This is a genomic window from Xiashengella succiniciproducens (genome assembly GCF_023674465.1).
Classification (GTDB): Bacteria; Bacteroidota; Bacteroidia; order Bacteroidales; family Marinilabiliaceae; genus Geofilum; species Geofilum succiniciproducens.
Genome location: NZ_CP098400.1, coordinates 2,301,943 through 2,327,159, shown reverse-complemented (window position 1 = coordinate 2,327,159; position 25,217 = coordinate 2,301,943). Strand labels below are relative to the sequence as shown.

Below are 25,217 nucleotides of genomic sequence, written 5' to 3'. Positions count from 1 at the left end.
TATGGGCGATATAGAAGTTAGTAATGTAATGTTGGCATTTGGACTGACCCTGCTGGCCGGTTTGTCAACGGGTATCGGTAGTGCCATGGCCTTCTTTGCCAAGCGTACTAATACCCGCTTTCTGTCAATCTCACTAGGTTTCTCTGCCGGTGTTATGATCTATGTCTCCTTTGTGGAGATCTTCCTCAAAGCCAGGACTCAGCTGTCCGCTGAATATGGGGACGTTCACGGGACCTGGATTACGGTGCTTTCTTTCTTTGGAGGTATCATGTTGATTGCACTTATCGACAGGTTTATCCCAAAAGGAGAGAACCCTCACGAGATTGGGAAAGTGGAAGATATGACCGAGGAGCAAAGGAAAAGGAAAACAAAGGAAAAAAGGATGATGCGTGTGGGAGTAATGACGGGATTGGCAATCGCTATTCACAACTTTCCCGAGGGCTTGGCAACTTTTACTGCTGCCCTGGCTGATCCAAACCTGGGTATTGCAATTGCTGCTGCAATTGCAATTCACAATATCCCGGAAGGTATTGCAGTTTCTATTCCAGTATTTTATGCAACAGGTAGTAAGCGTAAGGCTTTTCGCTACAGCTTCCTTTCAGGGCTTGCAGAACCATTGGGTGCATTGATAGGTTTTGGTCTGCTGATGCCCTTTATGGGACCACTACTTTTTGGGATTATCTTTGCTTCAGTGGCTGGTATAATGGTTTTTATTAGTCTTGATGAACTGCTGCCCGCTGCCCGTGAGTTTGGTGAGCACCACCTCTCAATCTATGGACTTGTGAGCGGCATGGCCGTTATGGCTCTGAGCCTCTTGCTAATGATGTAAATATGCGTAGGAAAGAACGGTTTGATAAAGTTATTGCCTGGTTTCAGGAGAATATGCCGGTTGCGGAAACCGAACTGCATTATAGTAATCCCTATGAGCTACTGGTTGCTGTTATACTCTCAGCTCAGTGCACCGACAAGAGGGTCAACCAGATTACTCCTAAATTTTTCGAGCGTTTCCCTGCACCAGAGACCCTTGCAAGGGCTGAGGTATCGGAAGTGTTTGAATATATCCGTTCTTGCAGCTACCCCAATAACAAGAGTAAGAACCTTGTGGGGATGGCCCAGAAGCTGATAGGTGAATTTGGTGGAGTAGTACCTTCTGATGTGGATGAGTTGCAGAAACTGCCAGGTGTTGGACGCAAGACAGCTAATGTGATAGCTTCTGTGGTCTTTAATAAACCTGCTCTGGCAGTGGATACTCATGTGTTTAGAGTTGCAGCTCGTATAGGACTGACTAAAGATGCCAAGACCCCTTTGGAGACAGAAAAGCAGCTTGTGAAGTATATCCCTGAGGACCTTCTGGCAATAGCACACCATTGGTTGATCCTGCACGGACGCTACGTGTGTATTGCCAGAAAACCCAAATGTGGAGAATGTGGACTCAGGGACTTCTGTGATTACTATTCAAAACTGGATAAACAGTAATTATACCCAGAGACCTTGTTTTGGATAAAGACCTGATTCATGGAGCTTAAGCAATGACTCCTGAACCATGGGACGATCCTCGCGGTAAGTCACTCCAAACCAGCGGGATGAGGTGTTGATAACCTTAACGGTTGCCTTACCACTTTTGACCATATTGTCTGCCTGGGCGTTGAAGTAAAACTCAGACTTCAGTTCACTACCTTTGGCTTTAAGGAAGTCCTTGAATCCTTCTTCAAGATGAGCCAGGAAGCCTTGCTTGAATATCCAGAAGTTCATTGATACAGGGACTTCTCCGCTTAGTTCCTCCTTCTTATCGTCCTCGTAAAAGAATATTTTCTCTCCTTCATATCCTATCTTGGTGCGCTCTACCACGTGAGTAAGGAAGTTGTTTGCATCAACACCACACACCCCCCTTGACACAGTACCGTGCTCAGACAGGGTGTTTTTCAAGGCATATCCTATCATTGCATAGGCATTCTCTTCCCTGCTTGCTTTCAAAAACTCAACAGCCTTTGCATAAGCATCCCTGCCGTAGAAGTCGTCAGCATTGATAACTGCAAACGGAGTATCAATTACATCTTTTGCCATAATCATTGCATGACCGGTACCCCAGGGTTTTTCGCGACCTTCGGGAACTGTGAATCCTGCCGGAATCTTGTCAAGACTTTGATATACATAGGTGGTTTCTATCCTTCCTTTAAGGCGGGGTTCAAATCTTTCCTTGAAAGCTTCGGCAAAATCTTCACGGATAACAAAGACAACCTTACCAAAGCCTGCCTGTATAGCATCGTAAATAGAGTAGTCAATAATTGATTCACCGGAGGGACCAAGTTCGTCCATTTGCTTCAAACCCCCGTAACGACTGCCCATTCCGGCAGCAAGTATAAGTAGTGTAGGTTTCATTATTCTGTTTATTTTATTTACAAAGGCAAAATTGCAACTAATTCCTCAACTAATCAAAACAGCCGCAGGGACACTGCGGCTGTTTAATGAAATTTCTATAATAGTATCTGTTTTTGTCCAGGTTAATCACCACTCCTGAATATCCTCTTGTAACAAATCTGCTTCCTTCAAAGCTAATTCTGCTACTCCTTTAGCCATTTATTTAGCCAACCAGCAAATTCCCTTTGCCAAAGGATACCATTTTGAGGAGACAGCACCCAGTGATTTTCTTCGGGGAAGAAAAGGAAGCGTGCAGGGATATCTTGTATCCTGGCGGCATTGAAGGCTGCCATTCCCTGTGTGTAAGGGATGCGGAAGTCCTTTTCTCCGTGGATTACAAGTATTGGTGTATCCCACTTGTCGGCAAAGAGGTGAGGTGAGGCACTGTATTGCTTATTGGGATGCTTCCAGTATGGACCTTTCATATCCCAGTCAACAAAGAACATCTCCTCTGTGGTTGTGTACATCATATCGCTGTTGAATATCCCGCAATGTGCTATAAATGCCTTGAAGCGTTTATTGTGATTGCCTGCGAGCCAGTAAACTGAGAAACCGCCATAACTGGCTCCCACTGCACCAAGACGGGTTTCGTCAATAAAGGGCTCCTTTGAAAGGGCATCAACAGCACTCAGGTAGTCCTTCATATTCTGACCTCCGTAGTCACCACTGATCTGTTCATTCCACTCAGTTCCAAAGCCCGGCAGTCCCCTGCGGTTTGGTGCAATCACCACGTAACCGTTGGCAGCCATCATCTGGAAGTTCCATCTAAGGCTCCAGAACTGGCTTACACCGCTTTGGGGACCGCCCTGGCAGTAGAGGATGGCCGGGTATTTCTTTGAAGGATCGAAGTGGGGAGGATAGATAACCCAAACGAGCATATCCTTGCCGTCAGTGGTCTTGACCCATCTTTCTTCTACATCACCAAGGGTAAGTTGAGACAGGACTGGTGTATTGATATTTGAAATATTGGTTGCAGTTCCGCTAGCTAGGTCTATGCTGTATATTTCAGATGGTGAACTAATACTCATGCGAACGGCAATAAGTATATCTCCGGCATTGAGGACCTGAACAAAGTCTTGCATTCCCTCGGTTACCTTAGTTATTTCTCCGGTTTGAAGGTCGATTGCATGGATTTGTTCGGTTGCACTTACATTTGAAACAAACCAGATATAGGGCTTTTCTCTATCCCATACAGGTGATGCAATATTATGATCGAATGATGCAGTCAGATCCTTTTTTTCACGACTTGCCATGTCCATCAGAAAGAGACGGTTCTTGTCAGCTTCATAACCATCCCTTTCCATGCTTTCCCAGATCAGCTTGCTGCCATCGGGAGAGAAGACAGGATTCTGATCATAACCCATCATTCCTTCGGTCAGGTTTTCAGTAAGTCCTGTTTCAATATTGTACAGATAAAGGTCTGAATTTGTAGAGAAGGCATAGTCCCTTCCAACCAGTTTCTTGCATGTATATACAATGCTTTTGCTGTCGGGTGACCAAGCAATCTGTTCCATTCCACCAAAGGGTTTCATAGGAGAGTCAAAGCGTTCACCTTCCATTATATCCTTACCTGAGGTAATAAGACTTCCTTCGCTGTATGGAGCAATAAACAGGTGGTTGTATGTATAGTCATGCCATGAATCCCAGTGCCTGTACATCAAATCATCTTCTATACGTGCATTTGCCAGAGGAAGATCCGGATATAGGTCATTAACAGTCTGGTCAAGTTTTACTGCTTTAATATATGCCAGTTGCTTCATGTCTGGTGAGTATAGGTAAGCGCTGATACCACCTTCTACATCCGTAATTTGCTTACGGGCACTGCCATCGATGTTCATCTCCCAAAGCTGCATGCTTCCGGATTCAGAACTGAGGAAAGTAATCTTTTGTCCATCAGGATGCCAGCCAGGTTGGGCTTCATTAAACTTGGTATTTGTGATCTGCTTTACTTCTCCACCTTTCGCAGGAACGGTATACAGGTCAGTGTAGGATTTGTTCTCACTGATATTGGTATAGGTCACTCCATATACCACGGTACTGCCATCGGGAGAGAGGGCTACTTCACTTAAACGACCGAAAGACCATAGTACCTCCGGAGTCATAATATCCGATTGTAATACAAGGTCACGGTTGTTAAACGAACCATCCGGGGTATCGGTTTTCTCTTCACAGGCACCAAGGGCCAGGGTCAATGCTGCTAAATACAATACGCGTTTCATAAAATATTACTATTCTTATTTAATTTACTCAAGTTCAAGGGTTACCGGACAGTGGTCACTGCCCATTATATTGTCAAGGATATCTGCATTCTTGACTCGCGGTAGCAGAGCGGGACTAACCAGGAAGTAGTCGATTCTCCAGCCTATGTTCTTGCCGCGTGCTCCGGCCCTGAAGCTCCACCAGCTGTATTTATCAGTGCGATCAGGGTATAGATGCCTGAAAGTGTCAGCAAAGCCTCCGCCCACATAGCGATCCATACCGTCAATCTCTTCCTGCATAAAGCCGGCAGCCTTATTGTAGTTTTCCTTTGGTCTGGCCAGGTCAATGCTTTTATGTGCGACATTAAGGTCACCGCAAACAATCACAGGCTTGGTCTTCTCCAGATTCTTCAGGTAGTTGTAAAAGTCAAGATCCCATTCCTGACGGTAGTCAAGTCTTTTCAGTTCGCTACCTGAATTAGGCACATAAACATTTACAAGATAAAAACTGTCATATTCTGCACATATCACACGCCCCTCCTGGTCATGTTCTGGTTTGCCTATATCATAGCTAACGCTGATTGGAGCCGTCTTGGTCAGGATTGCAGTTCCCGAGTACCCCTTACGTTCAGCAGAATTGCTGTAGATGTGGTACTTGTCTTTAAGTGGTGCAAGACTTTCCTCTACCTGATGATCCTGCGCCTTGGTCTCCTGAAGACAAAGAATATCGGGTGCAAGACTTTCAATGTCTGCAAAGAAGTTCTTCTGGGTTACAGCCCTAATCCCGTTTACATTCCATGATATTAGCTTCATATTCTCTAAGTATTACTGTTTTTACCCGCCGAAATCTAGCATTTATTTGTCTTTCTTAAAATGATAATCAGCTGATCGGCTTATTTTTATATTGCTTCAATAATAAACTCAAATGAGCGCTCTTTGTTTCCGTCAACTGTATATTGATCCATGGTTCTCGCTCCCCATCCATCGTTTCCTCCTACACCATGTATCTCGCTATCTATGTTAAGGTTGATATAATCCCTGTCAGGAAGCTGAAAGGGATAATCTGCCTTCTCAAGATCTTCTTCTAAGTATGTCCATGCCCTGAAATTAAACAAGTCTATGCCCTGGATCTTTATTAGTGGAATATCTTTACCAGTAATGCTGAGGCTCCGAACATCGCACCTGTTTGCATTATCCTGAGGTTTGGCATAGTCTACCATTATGCTGTCAATTGGCAATTTATATCGGCCAATCATATATCCGGACTTCCTGTCCGGATAGTTTTCATGAGGCCCACGACCATACCATGCAAAAGTATCATAAGATGGGGATAGCTGAGCTCTGAAACCAAATTTTGGCATCAGTGGGATATCTGTTTTGTATGGACTGTAATGCGCATTGATCTTGAGCCTACCTGTTCCGTCTATAGAATAGGTCAGAATATATAAGGCTCCGACAGGTAGGTCATATTTAAACTCAATACTCTGTATTCCTTCATCTTGATATGTCCGGTATTCCTTTAGAATGCGTTGCTTAGCTGCATCTCTCCATGCTCCCAGACGGTTGTTGTAGTTGTTTTGCAACTGATTGACATTTGCCGGTTTCCAGAAGTAAGGTTCCAGTGCACCAGAAAGGATTTCCTTGCCGTTTGACTTCCATGAAATCAGGGCTCCTGTTTTAGCATCAAATACATAATCTGAGCCAGCAGCCTCTATTCTGATTTCATTGCCGGTCAGACTTATGGATGGTTTACCCGCGTCTGTTGATAACGTGTTTTTTTCACCTGGTGAAACAACAAACTGTTCCCAGGCAACTACAAAGCCTTTCTCTGCCCATGGCTGTTCTTGCTTTATGTGAGCATAAATGGTAAGAATCAGTTCTTTTCTTTCTGCTACAGTAGTCTCTATTGTTAATATATCGTCGGCGAGTGAAGCCTTCCCTTTGTTTATAATAACTCCGCCTTCCATCCACTCATAACTGTAGTCAAACTCATCAAGAGAAGTGAAGAAGTGCTTGTTTCTCAGTTTGATCTTATTGTTGCCAACAAGTGTAAATTCTATATTCTGATAGGTCCTGGCAACCTGATAGAAGTGTGGATTAGGCACCCTGTCGGCTCTAAAAAGTCCGTTGATACAGGTATATCCGTTATTAGGCTGGTCACCGAAGCTGCCTCCATATGCCCAGTATTCATCCTCTCCCAGGGCAATATTACTCAAAGGCTTGTCCTTCACCATATCGGCTGCTTCCACCATTCTTAGGGGGTGAAGGTAACTGTTGGAATATGCGGATAGTGTGATGTCCTGATAAAATTGATATTGGCGCGCTTCATCATCTTGAGGTCATACTCAAGTGTTTCAGCATCCAGATATCTTCCCGTTCTGGGATGATGTTCATGATAATTAACCCCTTTGAGTTTAACGGGCTTCCCGTTGACATATAGCACTTCCCCTCTAACCTCAACATTTCTTACCCCTGTATGAAAGGTAAGATCCTCAACCTTCTGTCCTTTGTGCAACAAAGACAGCTCAACCTCGTAGAGGTTTGGCTTCTCGGCTGACCACAGAGCCGGCGCATCAATGGTAGTGGTAAGTACGATGTTGGATGTCGAATTTGGTCCGGTTGCAGGGAGTTTTGAAGAGACTGTCTTTATTATCGGTTTACCCTTAGCATCCTTACCTGACAATCTGATTTCAAAACTTAGATCCTTTGCTACACGTGAACTGCAATTCCTGATTTTTGCTTCAATCTGAATTGTAGCATTTGAGAAATCATCTGAAGGCATCGCTGTAACAGAGTAATCGCTGATGTGAGTTTTAGGTCTGATTAACAGTTCAACAGGACGAAATATCCCGCTAAGTCTCCACATATCCTGATCTTCGATGTAGCTGCCATCTGACCAGCGATATACTTCTACAGCAAGCTTGTTGTCCCCTTTGCGGACATAGGAAGTAATATCAAATTCAGCAGGTGAATATGAATTCTCGCTATATCCCACAAGTTGTCCATTGAGCCAAACATACATTGCAGACTCGACCCCCTCGAAATGTAGGAAGTATTGCTTATCGTCAATGACTGACTCAAGATCGAATGAGGTAACATAAGAACCTACGGGATTTCGATTTTCATAGCTGTAGTAGTTTGCCGGCGGTTCTGCTGTTACCCGCGGCTGATCATTTTTGAAAGGGTAGGTCCAGTTGGAGTAGATTGGCAATCCATAGCCCTGCATTTGCCAGTTTCCCGGGACGACAATGTCATCCCATCCGGAAGCGTCATAATCTCTTTTGTAAAAATCTGTAGGTCTGTGATCCGGGTCTTTTGACCAATGGAACTTCCATTTGCCGTTAAGTGAAACTATCCATGAGGCTTCTGCCTTTGCAGAAGGCAGAAGCAGGGAGGTGTGATAATCTTCCTTGTTAATACCGATAACCTGTGGGTCCTCCCATTCTTTTGCCTTCTGGGCTGTAAGTCCGGCAGACAGCATTATTAACAATGCAAAAAGGCTAAAGGATTTCCTGTTTAAATATTTAATAGATGTATCCAAAACTGTATTTGTTTATATGTGCGTTGGGTTTTGCGTTATTCTTTGCAGACAGCGGTCTTTGGAAGGCAAATTAAGATTTTTATCCCAATTCAGACTGGAATAAGGCCTTCTATTGACCTGTGATTTTACTCATAATTTAAAACCTGGAAGCGTAAAAATATCTTAATCTTAAAGCATCTTTGCAGAAATGGAGCTAAATTTAACATATGTTATACATCTATTAATTTGAATAAAATTCAGGAAAATGAAAAAAGTCTTTATTGGGGTTTTCGTGCTTTGTTGCTTAGCCGGATGTAAAACTAATACTGAGCCTCAGCCAGAGGTTTATGCTACTAATCCGGTGATCTTTGCCGACGTTCCGGACGTAGCCATGGTCAGGGCAGGCGACGTCTATTATATGGCAAGTACTACTATGCACATGAATCCGGGTTTGCCTATTATGAAGTCAAAGGACCTGGTAAACTGGGAGCTGGTTAGCTATGCATACGACAAACTGGTTGACAATGACATGATGAACCTTGAAAATGGTCAGAACTGCTATGGTAGAGGTTCATGGGCACCAAGTATCAGGTATCATAACGGAGTGTTCTATGCTAGTACATTCTCGGCTACTTCTGGAAAAACTCACATTTATACTACTACTGACCCTGAAAACGAACCATGGGTAGAACATTCATTTGAGCCAAGTTGTCACGACCACAGCCTTTTCTTTGAAGATGATAAGGTATATCTGATTTTTGGTGGGGGTGATATCAGGATTGTTGAATTGGAGAGCGATCTGTCAGGTATCAAAGCTGATGGTTTGAACCAGGTTATTGTTCCCGATGCCGGAAAGGTAGCCTCAGAAAACCTTATGCTTCATGCCGAAGGTTCTCAAATGTATAAATACGACGGCAAATACTATCTGTTCAATATTTGCTGGCCACAAGGAGGTATGAGAACTGTTGTGGTGCACCGTTCAGACAACCTGACCGGTCCGTATGAAGGTCGTGTAGTTCTGCAAGACAGAGGCATTGCCCAAGGTTGTATTATCGATACTCCTGAGGGAAACTGGTATGCTTACCTTTTCAGGGATTACGGTGCAGTTGGTCGTATGCCCTACATTGTTCCTATGAAATGGGAGAATGGATGGCCCGTGTTGGGTGTTGATGGAGTAGTACCCGACACCCTCGACATCAAGGTTGCAAATATCAATGCCGCAGGTATTGTTGCATCTGACGAATTTGACAGGAAAGAAGGAGACAGGGAAATGCCTCTTGCATGGCAATGGAACCACAACCCTGATCATAACTTTTGGTCACTTACTGACCGTCCGGGTTATTTCAGGTTAACAACAGACAGGGTTGTTGCAAATGTTACTGAATCAAAGAACATACTTACTCAGCGCACCTTTGGTCCAACCAGTTCTGCTGAGATTACAATTGAAACTGCCGGAATGAAGGATGGAGACTATGCAGGATTAGTCGCTTTCCAAAGGATCTATGGCTTTATCGGTGTAAGGATGCAGGATGGTCAGAAGTCTATAGTGATGATGCGCAGCGAAAGAGATGAGCCTGTGTTGATTGACTATATGCCATTTGCCGGAGATAAAGTGGCTTTCAAAATCAACTGTGATTTTACAGAAAGGAATGACAAGGCCTTGTTCTATTTCAAGCTTGAAGGTAATGACTGGACACAGTTTGGTGACACCCTTCAAATGCGTTATTCTATGCCCCACTTTATGGGATACCGCTTTGGGTTGTTCAACTTTGCAACAAAGGAAGCCGGCGGATATGTTGACTTTGATTACTATAGGGTAGGAGAAGGAGCAGTTATTGAATAAAGGTTTTAGAAAAAAGTATACCCGGGTAATTTTCACTTTACCCGGGTATTGCTTTGATAGCTTGCCCCCGCAAGCGATCCTTTTTTACCTGAGATCAAGTTTGAAACTTGCTCTTTTTTCTCCATTAACGACAGCTACAATGTAAAGGCCTCCTTGAAGGTTGGCATTTACCTCTATTCTGTTTGGCTTAGTGTAGGATCTGGCAAAAAGTAGTCTTCCCTGCATATCGTAAACCATTACTTTTGTAATGCCTTCAAGATTGTCTGCCTCAAGAGTAAAGCTGCCATCTGATCTGTTGGTTAGAAGGGTAAGGCTGCTTTCATCATAACATTCTTCGTCATCTATGCCTGATTCAAGTGAAGCACTTTTCAGCTTTTGTAATGCCCATTGCTGACAGTAATGGTTGTTGTTGGGCCACTGTTGTACATTGGCCCCGTTTTGAGTTGAGGCTCCTACTACTTCAATAAGTTGTCCGCTATGTTTTGCTTCAATCTTGTAGTAACCTCCATCAGATTCAGTTATTTTCCACTTCTGGCAATCAGCACCCCAATATGACCACAATTGAATATTAGCTCCGTTGGCAGTTGATGCTTCTACAACATCGAGTCCCAATGATGGTGCGTGTGCTGGCGAGATTCTGAAGTAACCGTCACCAGTAGAGGTGAAAATCCATTGTTGGTTTGTCTGTCCATTTGCTGCCCATTGCGCAACGTTTGTGCCTTGTGTTGTGCCTTTACCGGATGCATCAAGGGCCTGACCACTATGCCTGTTGATTAATGTGTAAGTTCCCTCACTAATGCTATTTGACGCAACTGGAGTGAAGCGAAATTGCTGACATGTGCATCCGTTGCAGGTGTATTGTTGAACATTGGCTCCATCTGCAGTTGATACATTTGTAATATCCACGCATTTGCCGCTATTCCTGTTTATAATAGAGTAGTATCCGTTTCCGGCATCCTGAACACAGAACTGTTGAACTTCCATTCCGTTGCAATCCCATTGCTGAATATTTGCGCCATCATGGGTTCCCCAGTTTTCAACATCCAGACACTTATCACTATATATACTCCTGATGCTAAAGTACCCGTTGCTTTTGGTTACAATCCATTGTTGGTTCTGGTGGCCTGTGGGGCTCCATTGAACTATATTACCTCCAGCCTGAGTGGAAAGGTTATATACATCAAGGTTTTTGCTACTATGCCTTGCTGTGATAGTATAAATCCCATCAGGAAGATTATTGGTTCCGCTACAACCTCCAGGTTGTGAACAATTACCTGTTGGAAGGGTGCTTGCTGCATATTGGGAAAACCACTGTTTTACAGGAGCCGCACAAGCTTCCCAGTTATTCCCATATGCTGTTCCTCCGTTGGGGTCTCCCATGTGAAGAAGGTTTTCAGGAGCTAACACATTCCAGCTGACATTGCCTGATTGATCGGTAATGTACTTGAGGTTTGCTCCAAATCCGTTACCTCCGGCAACGCCTGTGGTTGAGATTCCCCATACATAATGACCAGCATCTTTGTATGATTGTGGAGCCCAGTCAGTTTCAGTAATAATAATTGGAGCAATATCTGCAGCAGGCTTTACATTAATATCCCAGGCACTCTTAAATGCCTGATAATTGTGCACGCCTCCCCAGTAGCCAGGATATATGTGTACAGCATATCCAATGTTTCCTCCGGTAATAGGGTAGGTTGCATAACCTGCATAGTGGGATTGCCAACCTGTACCCGGAATCCAGCAGATATTATTAGCTCCGTTATTTCTGATCATGTTTACTATTGGTTGGAAGAAGTTCTTGAGCGCCTGGAAATGTGCCTGACCTGTTGATCCCCAAACTCCATTGGTGCCCAAAATTTCAATTGGTTCATTGGCAATTTCAAACATTACATTATTTGCATTTTTGATAGAAGGGTGCTTTGACAGGTAGCCCCATACCTGCATCAGGTACTGGTGGTAAGCATCGTTAACTGCAATTCTATCAGGACATACCCCAGGGGGGCGCAGAACTACGTAACATCCTCTGCTGCGGGCATGATTGATAAGAGGTACTATTACCTGATCAGTGTAAGTGACAAGTCGTTGGAAATTAAACCTGGAGATATTGTTTTCCGGAATTGCTGCACCGGGAGTGTTAGTCCAGTAAGGGTCAATATGAAGGCGTATATAGTTGATAAACCATCCGTCTCCTGTGTTGGTCAATCTGTCTATGATGGCTTTGTTGTAGTTCAGTGCACCAGTTACATTGTAGTTGTCCCAGCGACAATACTGACTGCCAAACATACAGCCATTAAACCATGGGGATACTGTAATACCTACCCCATGAAGATTTATAATGTTTCCGCAAGGGTCTTTAAGATACCGACCCTCAACTTTGAGAGTAGGCGTTTCCATCCCCGGCCATGCCATAAGCACACCTGGCAAAAGCAATAATAAAGGAATAAGGATTCCACGTAGATTTCTTTTCATTTTTATTAAGATTTAAGTTAGACTTAGCTCTCTGATAGTCAACTGTCTCCAAAGAGTAAATATAAAGTTAAGGTGCTGGTCCTGTGTGCTTTGTCTTTTTTAGATAAAAAACTTCTGGTTTCGGATAATTTTGTTAATTAACCGAATCAGTAAAAATGCAGCATATGAGCGAGATAGGCGGTGAGATATTATATAAAAAAGTACTTGATTAATGAAATAGTTTCAAATAATATGTTAAGTAAATAAATTGCGCGCTTGGATGTTTTATAATAATCATATATTATAAATAGGAAATAATCTTGAATACTGAGTGAGCATGTGAAAGCCGCGTTGCGCGCGGCTTATACGTATTAATCCCCCATTGAAGCAGAGAATAACATATTAATATAATATGAATAAGGGATGATATTAATGAACTATCTTCCAAGTGCCCCGTTATATTTGCAAAACAAAATCATATTAAAATGCTTCGCTTTTCAAACAAAGTAAAATACGGATTACAGTTTCTGCTGTTTTTGGATGTGGATACTGAGGAGTATACAGACATCCAAAGGGCAGCAATATCCTGCGAAATCCCTCACAAATTCCTTGAAGGCATTGCCGTTACGCTGAAGAAGCATGGCATACTTGAGGTCAAGAGGGGAGCAGGAGGGGGTTACCGACTGACGCGCGACCCACGGAATGTTTCTCTGGCCCAGATTATAGAAGCTCTGGAAGGTATATCTGGTAAGCCAAATTCAAAAAGTTTAGAACTGACCGGACAGGTGATTGATGAAATCCTGGCAGACACTATAGTCGAGTTCAGGAAACAAATGGAAAGTATAACCTTGCAGGATATACACAAGAAATACTATGAAAGTGCTGATAAACTAATGTATTACATCTAAAATAAAAAGCCATGACAAAAATTGCACAAAACGTTACAGAACTAATAGGTAGAACACCTCTTGTAAAAATAAATAAGCTTACTAATGGTGCTTCAGCCGAGGTAGTAGCAAAACTTGAATTCTTCAACCCTGCCGGTTCAGTTAAGGACCGTATCGCCCTTAGCATGATTGAGGATGCAGAACGTAAGGGTATTCTTAAGAAGGATTCTGTGATTATCGAACCAACCAGCGGTAATACCGGAGTAGGTCTTGCATTCGTTGCTGCCGTAAAGGGATACAAGGTTATCCTTACAATGCCCGAAAGCATGAGCGTGGAACGTCGCAAACTGCTTAAGAAGTTTGGTGCCGAATTAGTTCTTACTCCTGCTGCAGAAGGTATGAAGGGTGCTATTGCAAAGGCTGTTGAACTGGCTGCTGCCAACCCCAATTCATTTATCCCGCAACAGTTTAAAAATGCTGCTAATCCTGAAGTACACCGCAAGACAACTGCTCTTGAAATCTGGGAAGATACTGATGGTAAGGTTGATATTGTTGTATCAGGTATTGGTACGGGTGGAACTATCACCGGCGTGGGTGAAGTGTTGAAGGCTAAGAAGCCAGGTGTTAAGATAATTGCTGTTGAACCTGAAGCAAGCCCTGTTCTATCGGGTGGTCAGCCCGGTCCTCACAGGATTCAGGGTATCGGTGCAGGTTTTGTACCCGACGTACTTAATACATCTGTGTATGACGAAGTTGTCAAGGTTAGTAATGATGATGCTATCAATACAGCCAACCTTGCAGCAACTCAGGAAGGTATCCTATGCGGATTCTCTTCCGGTGCAGCTCTAAAAGCAGCAATTGAAGTTGCAAACCGCCCCGAAAACAAAGGAAAACTTGTTGTAGTTGTTCTTCCTGATACTGGTGAGCGCTATTTGAGTGCCTTCGAGATCTGATAGGCACCTTTGTTATAACTCAGTGAGCACAATAAGGCAGTAAGGGAAGTTGTACTGATCATCACATTTGCGGTTTTCAAGTCCTTTTCTTACTGCCTTCTTATTTATCACAATCAAACAAAATGTTTCTTATGTCAGATAATCAGTTGTTTAAACCCGAGGAGCGCATAGAACTACAGCGAGTGCTTTCAAAGATGAATCGCGAACAGTTGCTGTGGCTCGGAGGCTATATTTCCGCTGCCATAGATTTTGCCCCGGCAGTTCATGCGTCCTATGCCAATCCAGTTATCGAACCCAAGGTGCTCACGCATCTTGAGGAGGAGTCTTCCGGAGCGGTTAGTTCTCCACAAAGCCTGACTATTTTGTTTGGCTCTCATTCGGGCAACTCAGAAAAGATTGCCCAAATAGCCAGAAAGGAAGCCCAGCGCCTGGGGCTTGAAGCCAAGGTCAGGAACATGGAAGATTACAATCCAAGGTCGCTAAAAGATGAAGAACAGTTGCTGGTAATTGTTTCCACCCATGGTGAGGGTGAGCCGCCACTCGCGGCTCAGGAGCTCTATGAAAAGCTTAAGTCGGGTAGGGGTTTTTCGGCAGAAAATATCAGATACTCAGTTATTGCCTTAGGTGACAGTACCTATAAGCATTTCTGCAAGACAGGGCATGACTTTTTTGAGTTCCTGAAAAAGCTTGGTGCTAGTCCGCTGCGTGATGTCGTTGAACTTGACACCGACTTTAATACCAGGCTTTCGGGACTTATTCCCGAGGTTGTTGGACAATTTGCTACTGTTAATGCAGCACAGTCTGCTCAGTCTTCAAGACCTGCAGCTGCTAAGGATGTCGAAGTTGATATACAAGATGGTCCTGTAGAAGTTGAGATTATTGAAAAGATTCAGCTTAACGGACGTGGTGCTGATAAGGAGACCTGGCATATCGAACTGGTTGCTGAACACCCGGCACTTAAATATCAACCGGGGGATGCAATTGAAGTCTTTACAGAAAATGACCCATCACTTGTAGCAGCAGTGCTTGATACAGTTGGGCTGGATGGCAGAGAACTGGTTGATATCGATGGAGCCAGAATGAGTCTGAAGGAAGCTTTACAGTATCATTCAGAATTGACAGTTCTGACTGCTCCAGTTGTAAAGAAATACTCTACCTTCTTGCAGAATGAGACCTTTAATCGTCTGCTTGAGGATCCTGAGCAGTTGAGCGCCTTCCTGGCAGGAACTGATGTACTTGATCTCCTTCAGAAATATCCGGCCGAACTCAAGGCTGTGGATCTTGTATCAACTCTGAGACGTCTGGCACCTCGTGCATACTCTATTGCCTCAAGTCCTGAGGAGGTTGGTAATGAGATTCATATCACTGTTGGTGCCGTACGATATGAGAAAGAGGGTAGGAGAAGAAACGGAGTGTGCTCAACCTTTCTAGCTGATCGGGTTGATGTCGGCCAAAGACTCAAAGTCAAGATCAGATCCAACAACCAGTTTCGTCTGCCGGAAGATGATAATACCTCGGTGATAATGGTGGGTGCAGGTACAGGAATAGCTCCATACAGAGGGTTCCTGCAGCAGAGAGCTGCACTTGGGCATAAGGGCAGAAACTGGCTGATATTTGGAGACAGGCATTTTACAACTGACTTCCTGTACCAGACTGAATGGCTCAAATACAGGAACTCCGGTCTGCTGACCCGCCTGGATGTAGCCTTCTCACGTGACCAGGAGCAGAAGATTTATGTACAGCACAAGATGAAACAGAATGCCGGTGAACTGTACAAATGGATTTCTGAGGGTGGACGATTCTACGTCTGTGGTGATATGAAGACCATGGCGGTTGATGTTAGAAATACCTTCCTGTCCATTTTGCAGTCAGAAGGTGGTATGTCACCCGAAGAAAGTCTTGAGTATTTTAACAAAATGAGAAAAGAAAGACGTTATCAGGAGGACGTATACTAAGGGGACTATAAATACCTGACCGTAATGGCCCCTGCGACATCCTCCATCTCGTATCCGATCATCATTCCGGATTATCAACAAATTAGTCAGAATTTGCAGCCTGCTTTCTGCTATCATTGCACCTGAATAGGCATAACGTGAAACATTTAGTTAACCATATAGACATTTAACATTATGAGTGATATTCCCAAACCCGTTGAATGGGCTCCTTCACCTGTGGAGCATATTAAGATAAAAAGTAACTATCTGCGTGGTACCATAGCTGAAGGTCTTAAAGATGAAGCCACAGGTGCCATTTCAGCGGATGATACCCAACTTATTAAGTTTCATGGTAGTTATCAGCAATATGACAGGGACCTTGAGGCTGAGCGTAAAAAGCAAAAACTGGAACCTTTGTTTCAGTTTATGATCAGATCCCGCACCCCTGCCGGGATTGCCACAGCCGACCAGTGGCTTGTCTTTGACAGACTGGCTGACGAATATGGCAATGGAACCCTAAAACTTACTACGCGTCAGGCTTTTCAATGGCACGGTGTGCTCAAGAAAAATCTGAAGGCGACAATGCAGAAAATAAACTCAACCCTTATTGACACCATTGCAGCATGCGGGGATGTCAACAGGAATGTGATGGCGACCTCCAACGAGGGGCTATCGCCCCTAGTCAGGGAAGTGGCAGCCTTTGCAAAACAGATCAGTGACCACTTGCTTCCCAAAAGCACAGCATATCATGAGATTTGGTTGGATAACAAACTTCTGACAGACGGTCAAACTGATGAAGAACCCATATTGGGTAAGACCTACCTGCCGAGGAAGTTTAAGATAGCCCTGGCAATTCCTCCTTATAATGACACTGATGTTTTTGCAAATGACCTGGGACTTATAGCAATAGGAGAGGGTGATAAACTTCTGGGATTTAACGTTGCCATAGGAGGAGGTATGGGTATGACTTTCGGCATGGAGGAAACCTACCCCAGGCTTGCCGACCTGATAGGCTATGTAGATAAGGAGAATATATTAAAGGTAGTAGAGGAAATAGTAAAGTTGCAAAGGGATTATGGTAACAGGGAGAACCGTAAACTGGCCCGGTTTAAGTACACCATCGACCGACTTGGCACTAATGTTGTAAAAGAAATAATCGAGCAGAGAAGCGGCATCAGGTTTGAAGATGTCCGACCCTATGAATTTACCCAGAATGGTGATGTGCTAGGCTGGAAGAAGAGCAGTGATGGCAAATGGTTTCTCGGACTCTTTGTTGAGCACGGAAGGGTAAGGGATACCTCAAAAGTGCAGCTTAAAACAGCCCTGAGAGACCTAGCCCGGATCAAGGTTTGCGATTTCAGACTTACCGGTAATCAGGGACTGGTGCTTGGAAGGATAGAGGAAAACCTCAAGCCTCATGTAGAGAATATACTTGCTAAATACAATGTATCTTATGGAGAAGGAGTATCTGGTATCAGGAAAAATGCTATTGCCTGTGTGGCGCTTAATACGTGTTCGCTCGCTTTTGCTGAGGCAGAACGATATCTGCCTGAACTAAACACAAAGATTGAGTCCATTCTTAAGGAGCTCGACCTTACCTCTGAAGATATTCTGATCAGAATGACAGGATGCCCCAATGGTTGCGGACGTCCCTTCCTGGGTGAGATAGGTCTTGTTGGTCGTGCTATTGGACGTTACAACCTATATCTTGGCGCAGGCTTTTCTGGAGATCGTCTCAATACCCTTTACAAGGAGATGCTTGACGAGGAAGGCATCCTAAAAGAGTTGTCTGTGCTGTTGTCCCGATATGCCAATGAAAGACAGCCCGGAGAGCGCTTTGGTGATTTTACTGTGCGTACCGGAATAGTAAGTCCAAGTCAATCTGTCACAGTTTACTGATACTATTATGCAATACCTTCCGATAGGGATAAATCTGGCCGGCAAGAAGGTCCTGATTATTGGGGGAGGCCGTGTAGCTCTCCGCAAGATAGAGACCCTGGAGCTTTATACGCGTGAACTTTGGGTGTTGGCTCCGTCTATACGTGATGATATCAGAAACCGAAGCTGGATCAACCTTATAGAAAGGGAATATCAACGCGGTGATCTGGCTGGCTTCTTTATGGTGATTGCTGCCACAGACAACAAGGCATTGAATCTGGCCATTGCCGAGGACGCCCGGCAATGTGCCTGCCTTGTAAGTGTGGCCAGTGACCCTGGAGCCGGAGACTTTATTTCCCCTGCTATTTATTTCGATGGAAATATGTCTGTAGCCGTCAGTTCCGATGGTCTTGATGTGAAAAAATCAGTCAGATGGCGTGACAAGATTTCCAGGATACTATCAGAAGGATTTCTGGATAATTAACCTCCTAATCTCAAACCCATGTCTTCACAAAATAACATTACTAAGGGCAAAGTAACGATTGCCGGGTTTGGACCCGGCAATCCTGAGTTGCTCACAGTTAAGGCCTATAATGCACTAAACATTGCTGATATTATATTCTACGATGATCTCTTGGATGCATCTTATCTGGATAGGTTCAGTGCCGAGAAGGTCTATGTTGGCAAGCGTAGCAACAGGCATACCTATCCCCAGACAGAGATCAACCGTATGTTGGTTGAAGCTGCAAAGACCGGTCATAATGTGGTTCGTCTTAAGGGGGGGGACCCTTTGATCTTTGGTCGGGGTATGGAGGAATATGACCATATTACAAGAGAAGGGGTAGAGGCCGAAATAATACCGGGTATTAGCAGTGCTGTTGCAGCTGCAGCGGAAGCCCTTGTACCCCTAACTTCCAGGGGACTGTCGTCATCTGTTGCCTTTTTATCTGGGCATGACCCTGACAAGTTGGACGTTCCTTTGGCCGATACCCTGGTTGTTTTCATGGGAGCCTCCAATCAGAAGGAGTTGGCCCAACTATTTATAAAGAAAGGTTATGATGGCAACACTCCAGTGGCAGTTTGTCATAGGGTGTCCTTTAGTGATTCAGATACAAGACGCTACACACTATCTTCGCTCTCAGAGAGTAATGAGTTGTTGCCATCTCCATCGATAATGATTGTGGGGCAGACCGCGGCATCCAGGGCTGGTCGTACAGTCAGAAGGTGGTTGTATACTGGTTCCCGATTACCAGCCTGGAAAAACACAGATGGGGCATTGGTTCATGCACCCTTGGTAAGCATAAGGGCTGACTATAGCGCTGAACCTGCCAATATCTTTAATTGCGACAGCATTCTGTTTCCTGGGCGCAATGCCGTTGAGCACTTTTTTAGATACCTGGCGCATCATAAAATTGACCTGAGGGCTGTACTTGACAAACGCCTGCTTGCGTTAACTCCGTCAGCATCCCATGCCCTTAAAGGAATTGGACTATATATAGATCCGGAGTTTGAAGGAAGCACAGAAGAAGGAATCTTCAGGATAAACCGATGGATCAAACTAGGTGGGGAAAAGGTACTATTACCATGTTCTTCAGTTGGGATGCCCGAACTAATATCAACCTTGAAAGGGGTAAATGCACAAGTGGATTGTCTCACATTATTTGAGGTGATTCGCAATCCACGACCAGTCAGGCATGATCTCGGTATGTTTTCTGGCGTAATGTTCTCCTCAGCACTAAGCGTAAGCCATTTTTGTGAGCTATATGGAGGCTTTCCACAAAACATGGAGTATCGTTTTTCAGATACAGGGGCAAAGGAACTCTTTATTCAGTTGTCGGGAACATCCGAAAGCAATAGCGTCAGCGTTTGATCTCCGGATTTGCTTGATTAAGTTCTATATTCTTACTTTAATTATTCATTTACCTAAGGGGAATTCTAAGGAAGAGGTTTACCATAAGTATTGCATCCTGGTTAGGTATTCTCCCTATATAACCATCAGGCTGATGCTCCCTGATTTTGTTTCTGAAGTTTAGTGTTGAATATCCAATAGAAGCTCCGACTGAATTATCATTCGTTTCTTTATTCCATTTGAATTCCAAACCTAAGGCTACATTATAGCTTAAGATGGGTTCAGTAAAGCTTCTTTTTACATTGGGTTTTCCATTGTACTTGAAATCTCCGGACATCCAGCCAAATGATAATTCATTTTCGAGAAACAGATAGAACGGGTCATCTGAAAGAGTATTAAGAGCTAAGTACAGTTTAGGTACAAGGCCTATCTGCGGACTGGTTAATTTGTATTCAAGTCTTGCATAATCCCTTTTCGGGGGTATTGGGTATCCGTCCTTATCTGTACTCCAGCTTGTGCCGTCATCAAAAGTATAGTACCCATACCTGGTTCTAATACCAACACTAAAATACTCATAAGGTCTATAGTCCACTCCCAGCATTGCTCCAAAGCCTCCTACGTCTTCCATAAAGAAGGTCCCGTTATAAAATGCTCCCGGTGTTATCGAAAATTTTGATTGTGTTGTAGCCTCCTGTGAGCAAATAAAAAGTGCTGTAAGGAAAACAAAAATTTGACACTTCATTTAGGTTTGGCTATGCGTGAAACTTAAGTCCTGATTAATATTAATATAGTTTACAGTATTTCGATTATCCGTTCATTAATCTGAGTTGTTCCCTCAGCCACAACCTTCTTTGTTTCAATACTATAAATGACCCATCCTGATTCATGTATTCTTGATGCTGACCAGGTTTCATTCATATCCCAATATCCAATCACCTGAACGGTTGAGTCTTCAATATTGATTTGGCCAAATAGACCAGTAGTGAAAATCAGGGCAACTACTGTAGGAATAAGGTTTTTCATTCTGTTGGGTCGTTTTAGGTTGTAATAATCGTTGGTAACAATTGCATGGAAAATTAACGATATTCTCGAAGAATTTTAGACCAAGGTCTAAAATTCTGGGAACTTTATATTTTGACTTTCGTTCAAGGTATTTATTTATTGTAAAGTTATGTTCTAAAATTCTAATTAATTAACCAAAAGCCTTGTTTATGAGAAACTATCTACTAAGCCTTGTATTTCTTTTACTACCCTCTGGGACTTAGTGCTCAGCTTATTGAAGGCGATGACTGTAGTAATCCCATCGACCTTTCTTCAATAAGTTCACCTTATATAGGTTCTACGATAAATGCTGCAGATGACTACACAGAGTATGGTATGTCAGGTAGCGATCTGATGTTTTTTTATGACTTAGAGCCGGGAACAGGTTTATGCGTTGAGGGTACAGACAGCAACATTTCTTTGGTATTAGCTATGTATGTTGGTGGAGATTGCCCCGGTGGACAATGATAGACTATGGTTATTATATGAATAATCGAATGTGTTATGCCAATAATACTGAATCTATAGAGCGGGTATGGATAATTGTAGACAGCTATGGTGGTCCTGGAGGTGAATTTCAGCTTAATTGGCGATTGGATGAACATCCTGCGCCTTTGTTTGATGATAGTAATATAGATGTTGGAGATGACTTTGCTATACTGCGCTGGGGTTCACTTCCGGGAGTCGATGAATGGGAGGTCAGATATGCTAACGATGATGAAAAAGCTCCCCAGTGGAAGGTACTAAAGACAACTACTAACGAAGTTATGCTTACCGAGGTGGAAAGGGGAACCTATTATATGGTAATGGTAAGGGCTTTGTATAATGATGGTAAAGCCGGTACCTGGACTGAGAAGGTGTATTTTGAGATTCCCGGTATGGACACAGAAGAAGTTAGTATTCCTTTAAGTATAAATAACGTTGCCTATAATGCCATCTATACTTCTACTTCCTATCTCAGGATTATGGGAGGGTATTATGCCATAGAAGCTGAAGGAAGCAAAAATAGTCTGGTTACTCCAAAGTTTTCCGATGATCTTGAGGGGGCTTTGGTTACGTTGGAATGCAATTTGGAAGTCAGTAATGATGACGAAAATTATTACTTGTTTGTGGGTACCGTGAGCGAGCCATGGGACATGGATTCTTTTGAGGGGCAGTTGAGAATTAATAGTTTAGGTATCAGAAAATCCACATATCAAGTAATACTGAAGGATGTCCCTGAAGAGCATAAGTATGTGGCAATCATGCTTTATAAGGAATTTGGCTTTGGTTCCGGATATTTACATGTATTTGATCTTAGGGTAGAGGAAGCTGTTAGTGGCTGTATTCCTCCTTCAGGGGTTCAGGTAAGTGCAGGCAGCAACTTCCTTTCTTTATTTTGGGTTGATGCCTTTAAATATGATGGATGGCAGGTGAAGTACGGAAGAACAGGATTTGATGTGGATACAGAAGGGGAGTTAGTGACTACAGAGGATGTTTTTATTGATATAGAGGATCTTGAACCCAATACAAGTTATGACCTCTATCATAGAACAATTTGCGAAGTCGGAAGTGAGAGTGAATGGTCAGATCCAATTACAATTAAGACCCACATATTGGGCGACTATTGTAATGATGCTGTAGATATATCTACTCTTACATCACCAGTCATCGAATCTACAGCTAACGCTTTTGCAAACGGATACTATAAAGATCTGTATGGATATATTAACCTGAATCCGGGTGAGTCAATTGAAATGCAGATAGTTCAGGCGGATAGCTCAAGTGCTTTTTGTGATGTGTATGCCGGAGAAGACTGTGACTATGGGGAATGGTTAGGCTACTTTGATTATAGAGAAGGGGTTCCCTTTGAGTGGAAGAATAATTCGGAGGTGCCGGTGAAACTTTGGTTTGTATTATCAGTTGGTCACAGGGATGGTGGCGCATTTGAGTTTAATTGGACGCTTAATCCATGCATGGATCCTACAATACTAAGCCTGGAGCCAATGGGAGGAGGTAAGGCTCTTCTTTCCTTCATAGAAAATGGAGATGCCTCACTATGGGAAGTTGCCTACGGCCGTAAAGGATTTGTCCCGGGTAAGCTATGGTCCTGTAGGTTTTAATCCCGACGAAGGCGGAACTACAACAACTGTAAATGACCCCCTCTATACGATTACGGATTTTGATGAGGTTACAGCCTACCACGTATACGTTAGAACAGTTTGTGATGCTGGTGCCTACTCAGAATGGGCAGGACCTCTTCAGATTAATGAAGTCCCAGGAGACGATTGCTATAATGCATTAAACCTGACAGCTATGTCAGCTCCTTACGAGGGAAGTATGGCATATACTACAGTCGATTTCAATAATTGTTATGACAATGTTGAACGTGACATGGTTTTCACCTTTGATCTGGAGCCAGGGCAGTCAATTAAGATATGGCTGGAAGATGCAGGATTCAATGCGACATATACAGCTCTAGCCGGAGAAGATTGTGATGGCCAGATGTTTAGCTGTGGCAATAATCCGGAATCAAGTCCTGTAGCTTGGTATAACAATAGCGATGAACCCCAGGTGGTTGCTTATATTCTAGGTGACATTGGTGGGGAAGGTGATGACTTTACCCTTAACTGGGAATACGGGACAGAACCCATATGTGTCTTTAACCTTGAGTTTGAACAATTTGGTACATATGGTCAGGATTTCATTAGAATCAAGTGGAGATCTACTGGAAATGTTCATCCTGATAAGGTGGTATATGGTCCGGCAGGATTTGATCCAACTACGGGAGGTACTGTTATGCAACTGAACCAATCACTGAATTCATGTTCTATTTATGACCTGGTTAAGGGACAATTATGTGATATCTATGTATTTAGCTCCTGTGTTGATGCAAAACCGGTTAAGCGTTCTGTAATGCTTCCGTGTGAACCTCAGGTTTCAATTCTAAATGTGCAACCTTATGATATCATAGATCTTAGTGATGGCGGAGGAAATGTGGAGATAGCTTATAACGATAACTGTAACAACTTATTATACCTTATTTTCATGGATGAAAATAGTTCTGGTTACTATTTGTCTAATTCATATCAACTGGAAGGCGTCGAAGGTATTCAGACTTTGAAGATTGATCCATCACTACCCTCAGGTAGATATAATATGGCCTTGGCTGTTGCTGGTTTAAGTTATAATGGGTATCCTGATATGAAATATCTTTATTCGCAAATTGTTTATGTAGTTAATAATACAAAGTCAATCAAGTTTAGTTACCCCAGTTTTGATGAGGTCTACCAATATCAGGAAGGGATTAATAATTACGTGGATTTTTCATGGTTGACAAGTAATGTTGGCTTTGTCAATGTTGAGTACTCCATAAATGGTGGTTTAACCTGGGAAAGTGTCAGTTATAAGCAAAGTACTGGTAGAGGAGTTCCAATGGAAGAGTATAATGAAGCAAAGCTGAAAGTACCTGAGTCATGGGTAGGTAAAGAACTGATGCTTCGTGTATCCTCAACATTTGATTCATCTGTGTTTGCTGTTTCACCGACAGTTACCATTCTACCTGAGCAATCACCATTTACTCTTATCTCTCCTACTGAAGAATTGGTTATCAGGATGGGTGAGGATATCATTATTGAGTTTGGGATGACATATGCTGAAGCTATAGCATATTCTGTGGTATCGTACAGTGGTATTGAATTATTCTCAGGTACGTTTGATGCTGTTGAGGGATTTAATACTCTTGAGATCAATACAAGTAGTATTGAACCAGGTTCAGGCTATAGTGTAATTATATATGGAGCTATAGCAGGTTGGAGAGCTGATGTAGGAAATATAACAGTTGAACCTGATCCAACATCAGTCGAAGAACATCCTGCTATCATAGCTGATGTAAGGATATGGCCTGTTCCTGCAAAGGATGTTCTGTATGTTCGTTCATCGGTCGCAAACGATATTAGGATTGCAGAACTGTATGATCTGACAGGTAGAAAACTGGATCAGACCATAGTCAACGGTCAGGCATTCACCATAAGTAAGCTGGCTTCAGGAGTATATGTCGTAGTGGTTGAAGGAAAATCCTACAAGGTTGTGAAGAAATAGGCAGGACTAATTGATAAACTACTGAAAAGGTTGTTGCTTAACATGCAAACCTGGTGAAGTCAAAACAAAAGGCGGGAGACATCTCCCGCCTCTTGTTTATTTGATAAACCGTATGATGCTTACTAAAGGGCCATAGTAATAGCATAAGGTGCGTCCATCACTTACTTT

At 43.2% G+C, this 25,217-nt stretch carries 20 protein-coding genes; 12 read left to right on the top strand and 8 right to left on the bottom strand.

Going from position 1 to position 25,217, the window contains the following annotated elements:
• Position 1 precedes the first annotated feature (1 nt).
• Positions 2–829, top strand: coding sequence for a zinc transporter ZupT (gene zupT / locus M9189_RS09750; protein WP_250722775.1), 828 nt, complete (start codon positions 2–4; stop codon positions 827–829).
• 2 nt (positions 830–831) lie between these two features.
• A complete protein-coding gene (gene nth, locus M9189_RS09745; protein WP_250722774.1) occupies positions 832–1,476 on the top strand; it encodes an endonuclease III in 645 nt (214 codons plus the stop codon).
• On the opposite strand, the gene M9189_RS09740 is transcribed toward nth, so the two are convergent.
• From M9189_RS09740 to M9189_RS09720, 5 genes are all read right to left on the bottom strand, one after another.
• Positions 1,477–2,379 (bottom strand): nucleotidyltransferase family protein, encoded by a 903-nt coding sequence (locus tag M9189_RS09740; RefSeq protein ID WP_250722772.1) that lies wholly within the window; start codon positions 2,377–2,379, stop codon positions 1,477–1,479.
• Positions 2,380–2,561: 182 nt separating this feature from the next.
• The gene (dpp5, locus tag M9189_RS09735; RefSeq protein WP_250722770.1) at positions 2,562–4,637 is read right to left on the bottom strand and encodes a dipeptidyl-peptidase Dpp5; all 2,076 of its coding nucleotides are present in this window, start codon (positions 4,635–4,637) and stop codon (positions 2,562–2,564) included.
• 24 nt (positions 4,638–4,661) lie between these two features.
• Positions 4,662–5,429, bottom strand: coding sequence for an exodeoxyribonuclease III (locus tag M9189_RS09730; RefSeq protein ID WP_250722768.1), 768 nt, complete (start codon positions 5,427–5,429; stop codon positions 4,662–4,664).
• A gap of 86 nt (positions 5,430–5,515) precedes the next feature.
• Positions 5,516–6,868, bottom strand: coding sequence for a beta-galactosidase small subunit family protein (locus tag M9189_RS09725; protein WP_250722767.1), 1,353 nt, complete (start codon positions 6,866–6,868; stop codon positions 5,516–5,518).
• A 2-nt stretch (positions 6,869–6,870) separates the two neighbouring features.
• Positions 6,871–8,157 carry a glycoside hydrolase family 2 protein gene (locus M9189_RS09720; protein WP_250722765.1) on the bottom strand — a complete coding sequence of 429 codons (1,287 nt, stop codon included), beginning with the start codon at positions 8,155–8,157 and terminating at the stop codon, positions 6,871–6,873.
• 244 nt (positions 8,158–8,401) lie between these two features.
• On the opposite strand from M9189_RS09720, the gene M9189_RS09715 reads away from it, so the two are divergent.
• Entirely contained in the window at positions 8,402–9,979 is a 1,578-nt protein-coding gene (locus M9189_RS09715) for a glycoside hydrolase family 43 protein (protein ID WP_250722764.1), read from the top strand.
• 84 nt (positions 9,980–10,063) lie between these two features.
• On the opposite strand, the gene M9189_RS09710 is transcribed toward M9189_RS09715, so the two are convergent.
• A complete protein-coding gene (locus tag M9189_RS09710) occupies positions 10,064–12,448 on the bottom strand; it encodes an RICIN domain-containing protein (RefSeq protein ID WP_250722762.1) in 2,385 nt (794 codons plus the stop codon).
• 464 nt (positions 12,449–12,912) lie between these two features.
• On the opposite strand from M9189_RS09710, the gene M9189_RS09705 reads away from it, so the two are divergent.
• The 6 genes from M9189_RS09705 to cobA all read left to right on the top strand — a co-directional run bounded on the left by M9189_RS09705 (position 12,913) and on the right by cobA (position 19,949).
• On the top strand, positions 12,913–13,335 hold the full coding sequence (locus M9189_RS09705) for an RrF2 family transcriptional regulator (RefSeq protein ID WP_250722761.1): 423 nt from the start codon (positions 12,913–12,915) through the stop codon (positions 13,333–13,335).
• Positions 13,336–13,346: 11 nt separating this feature from the next.
• On the top strand, positions 13,347–14,267 hold the full coding sequence (cysK, locus tag M9189_RS09700; RefSeq protein ID WP_250722759.1) for a cysteine synthase A: 921 nt from the start codon (positions 13,347–13,349) through the stop codon (positions 14,265–14,267).
• 131 nt (positions 14,268–14,398) lie between these two features.
• Positions 14,399–16,222, top strand: coding sequence for a diflavin oxidoreductase (locus M9189_RS09695; protein WP_250722757.1), 1,824 nt, complete (start codon positions 14,399–14,401; stop codon positions 16,220–16,222).
• 174 nt (positions 16,223–16,396) lie between these two features.
• Positions 16,397–18,100 carry an NADPH-dependent assimilatory sulfite reductase hemoprotein subunit gene (locus M9189_RS09690; RefSeq protein WP_250722756.1) on the top strand — a complete coding sequence of 568 codons (1,704 nt, stop codon included), beginning with the start codon at positions 16,397–16,399 and terminating at the stop codon, positions 18,098–18,100.
• Between the two features lie 7 nt (positions 18,101–18,107).
• Positions 18,108–18,563: a precorrin-2 dehydrogenase/sirohydrochlorin ferrochelatase family protein gene (locus M9189_RS09685; protein ID WP_250722754.1), complete on the top strand. Its 456-nt coding sequence runs from the start codon at positions 18,108–18,110 to the stop codon at positions 18,561–18,563.
• A gap of 18 nt (positions 18,564–18,581) precedes the next feature.
• Positions 18,582–19,949, top strand: a complete 1,368-nt coding sequence (cobA, locus tag M9189_RS09680; RefSeq protein ID WP_250722752.1) for a uroporphyrinogen-III C-methyltransferase — start codon at positions 18,582–18,584, stop codon at positions 19,947–19,949.
• A 49-nt stretch (positions 19,950–19,998) separates the two neighbouring features.
• Here cobA and M9189_RS09675 read toward each other — a convergent pair whose 3' ends face one another.
• Both M9189_RS09675 and M9189_RS09670 read right to left on the bottom strand, forming a co-directional pair.
• Positions 19,999–20,556, bottom strand: coding sequence for a hypothetical protein (locus M9189_RS09675; RefSeq protein ID WP_250722751.1), 558 nt, complete (start codon positions 20,554–20,556; stop codon positions 19,999–20,001).
• A gap of 164 nt (positions 20,557–20,720) precedes the next feature.
• Positions 20,721–20,951 (bottom strand): hypothetical protein, encoded by a 231-nt coding sequence (locus M9189_RS09670; protein WP_250722749.1) that lies wholly within the window; start codon positions 20,949–20,951, stop codon positions 20,721–20,723.
• A 210-nt stretch (positions 20,952–21,161) separates the two neighbouring features.
• On the opposite strand from M9189_RS09670, the gene M9189_RS09665 reads away from it, so the two are divergent.
• Genes M9189_RS09665 through M9189_RS09655 form a run of 3 tightly spaced genes read left to right on the top strand, consistent with a single transcriptional unit; the run spans position 21,162 to position 25,049 of the window.
• Entirely contained in the window at positions 21,162–21,437 is a 276-nt protein-coding gene (locus M9189_RS09665; protein WP_250722747.1) for a hypothetical protein, read from the top strand.
• Positions 21,438–21,454: 17 nt separating this feature from the next.
• Positions 21,455–23,071, top strand: a complete 1,617-nt coding sequence (locus M9189_RS09660; RefSeq protein ID WP_250722745.1) for a fibronectin type III domain-containing protein — start codon at positions 21,455–21,457, stop codon at positions 23,069–23,071.
• Entirely contained in the window at positions 22,992–25,049 is a 2,058-nt protein-coding gene (locus M9189_RS09655) for a T9SS type A sorting domain-containing protein (RefSeq protein ID WP_250722743.1), read from the top strand. Before M9189_RS09660 ends, M9189_RS09655 begins: the two co-directional genes overlap by 80 nt.
• The last annotated feature ends 168 nt before the right edge of the window (positions 25,050–25,217 follow it).

Bases quoted from the DNA above. Each gene is read 5' to 3' on its own strand.
- zupT (WP_250722775.1), top strand. From the start codon at position 2: ATGGGCGATATAGAAGTTAGTAATGTAATGTTGGCATTTGGACTGACC.
- nth (WP_250722774.1), top strand. From the start codon at position 832: ATGCGTAGGAAAGAACGGTTTGATAAAGTTATTGCCTGGTTTCAGGAG.
- M9189_RS09740 (WP_250722772.1), bottom strand. From the start codon at position 2,379: ATGAAACCTACACTACTTATACTTGCTGCCGGAATGGGCAGTCGTTAC.
- dpp5 (WP_250722770.1), bottom strand. From the start codon at position 4,637: ATGAAACGCGTATTGTATTTAGCAGCATTGACCCTGGCCCTTGGTGCC.
- M9189_RS09730 (WP_250722768.1), bottom strand. From the start codon at position 5,429: ATGAAGCTAATATCATGGAATGTAAACGGGATTAGGGCTGTAACCCAG.
- M9189_RS09725 (WP_250722767.1), bottom strand. From the start codon at position 6,868: ATGGTGGAAGCAGCCGATATGGTGAAGGACAAGCCTTTGAGTAATATT.
- M9189_RS09715 (WP_250722764.1), top strand. From the start codon at position 8,402: ATGAAAAAAGTCTTTATTGGGGTTTTCGTGCTTTGTTGCTTAGCCGGA.
- M9189_RS09710 (WP_250722762.1), bottom strand. From the start codon at position 12,448: ATGAAAAGAAATCTACGTGGAATCCTTATTCCTTTATTATTGCTTTTG.
- M9189_RS09705 (WP_250722761.1), top strand. From the start codon at position 12,913: ATGCTTCGCTTTTCAAACAAAGTAAAATACGGATTACAGTTTCTGCTG.
- cysK (WP_250722759.1), top strand. From the start codon at position 13,347: ATGACAAAAATTGCACAAAACGTTACAGAACTAATAGGTAGAACACCT.
- M9189_RS09695 (WP_250722757.1), top strand. From the start codon at position 14,399: ATGTCAGATAATCAGTTGTTTAAACCCGAGGAGCGCATAGAACTACAG.
- M9189_RS09690 (WP_250722756.1), top strand. From the start codon at position 16,397: ATGAGTGATATTCCCAAACCCGTTGAATGGGCTCCTTCACCTGTGGAG.
- M9189_RS09685 (WP_250722754.1), top strand. From the start codon at position 18,108: ATGCAATACCTTCCGATAGGGATAAATCTGGCCGGCAAGAAGGTCCTG.
- cobA (WP_250722752.1), top strand. From the start codon at position 18,582: ATGTCTTCACAAAATAACATTACTAAGGGCAAAGTAACGATTGCCGGG.
- M9189_RS09675 (WP_250722751.1), bottom strand. From the start codon at position 20,556: ATGGAAGACGTAGGAGGCTTTGGAGCAATGCTGGGAGTGGACTATAGA.
- M9189_RS09670 (WP_250722749.1), bottom strand. From the start codon at position 20,951: ATGAAAAACCTTATTCCTACAGTAGTTGCCCTGATTTTCACTACTGGT.
- M9189_RS09660 (WP_250722745.1), top strand. From the start codon at position 21,455: ATGAATAATCGAATGTGTTATGCCAATAATACTGAATCTATAGAGCGG.
- M9189_RS09655 (WP_250722743.1), top strand. From the start codon at position 22,992: ATGGAGATGCCTCACTATGGGAAGTTGCCTACGGCCGTAAAGGATTTG.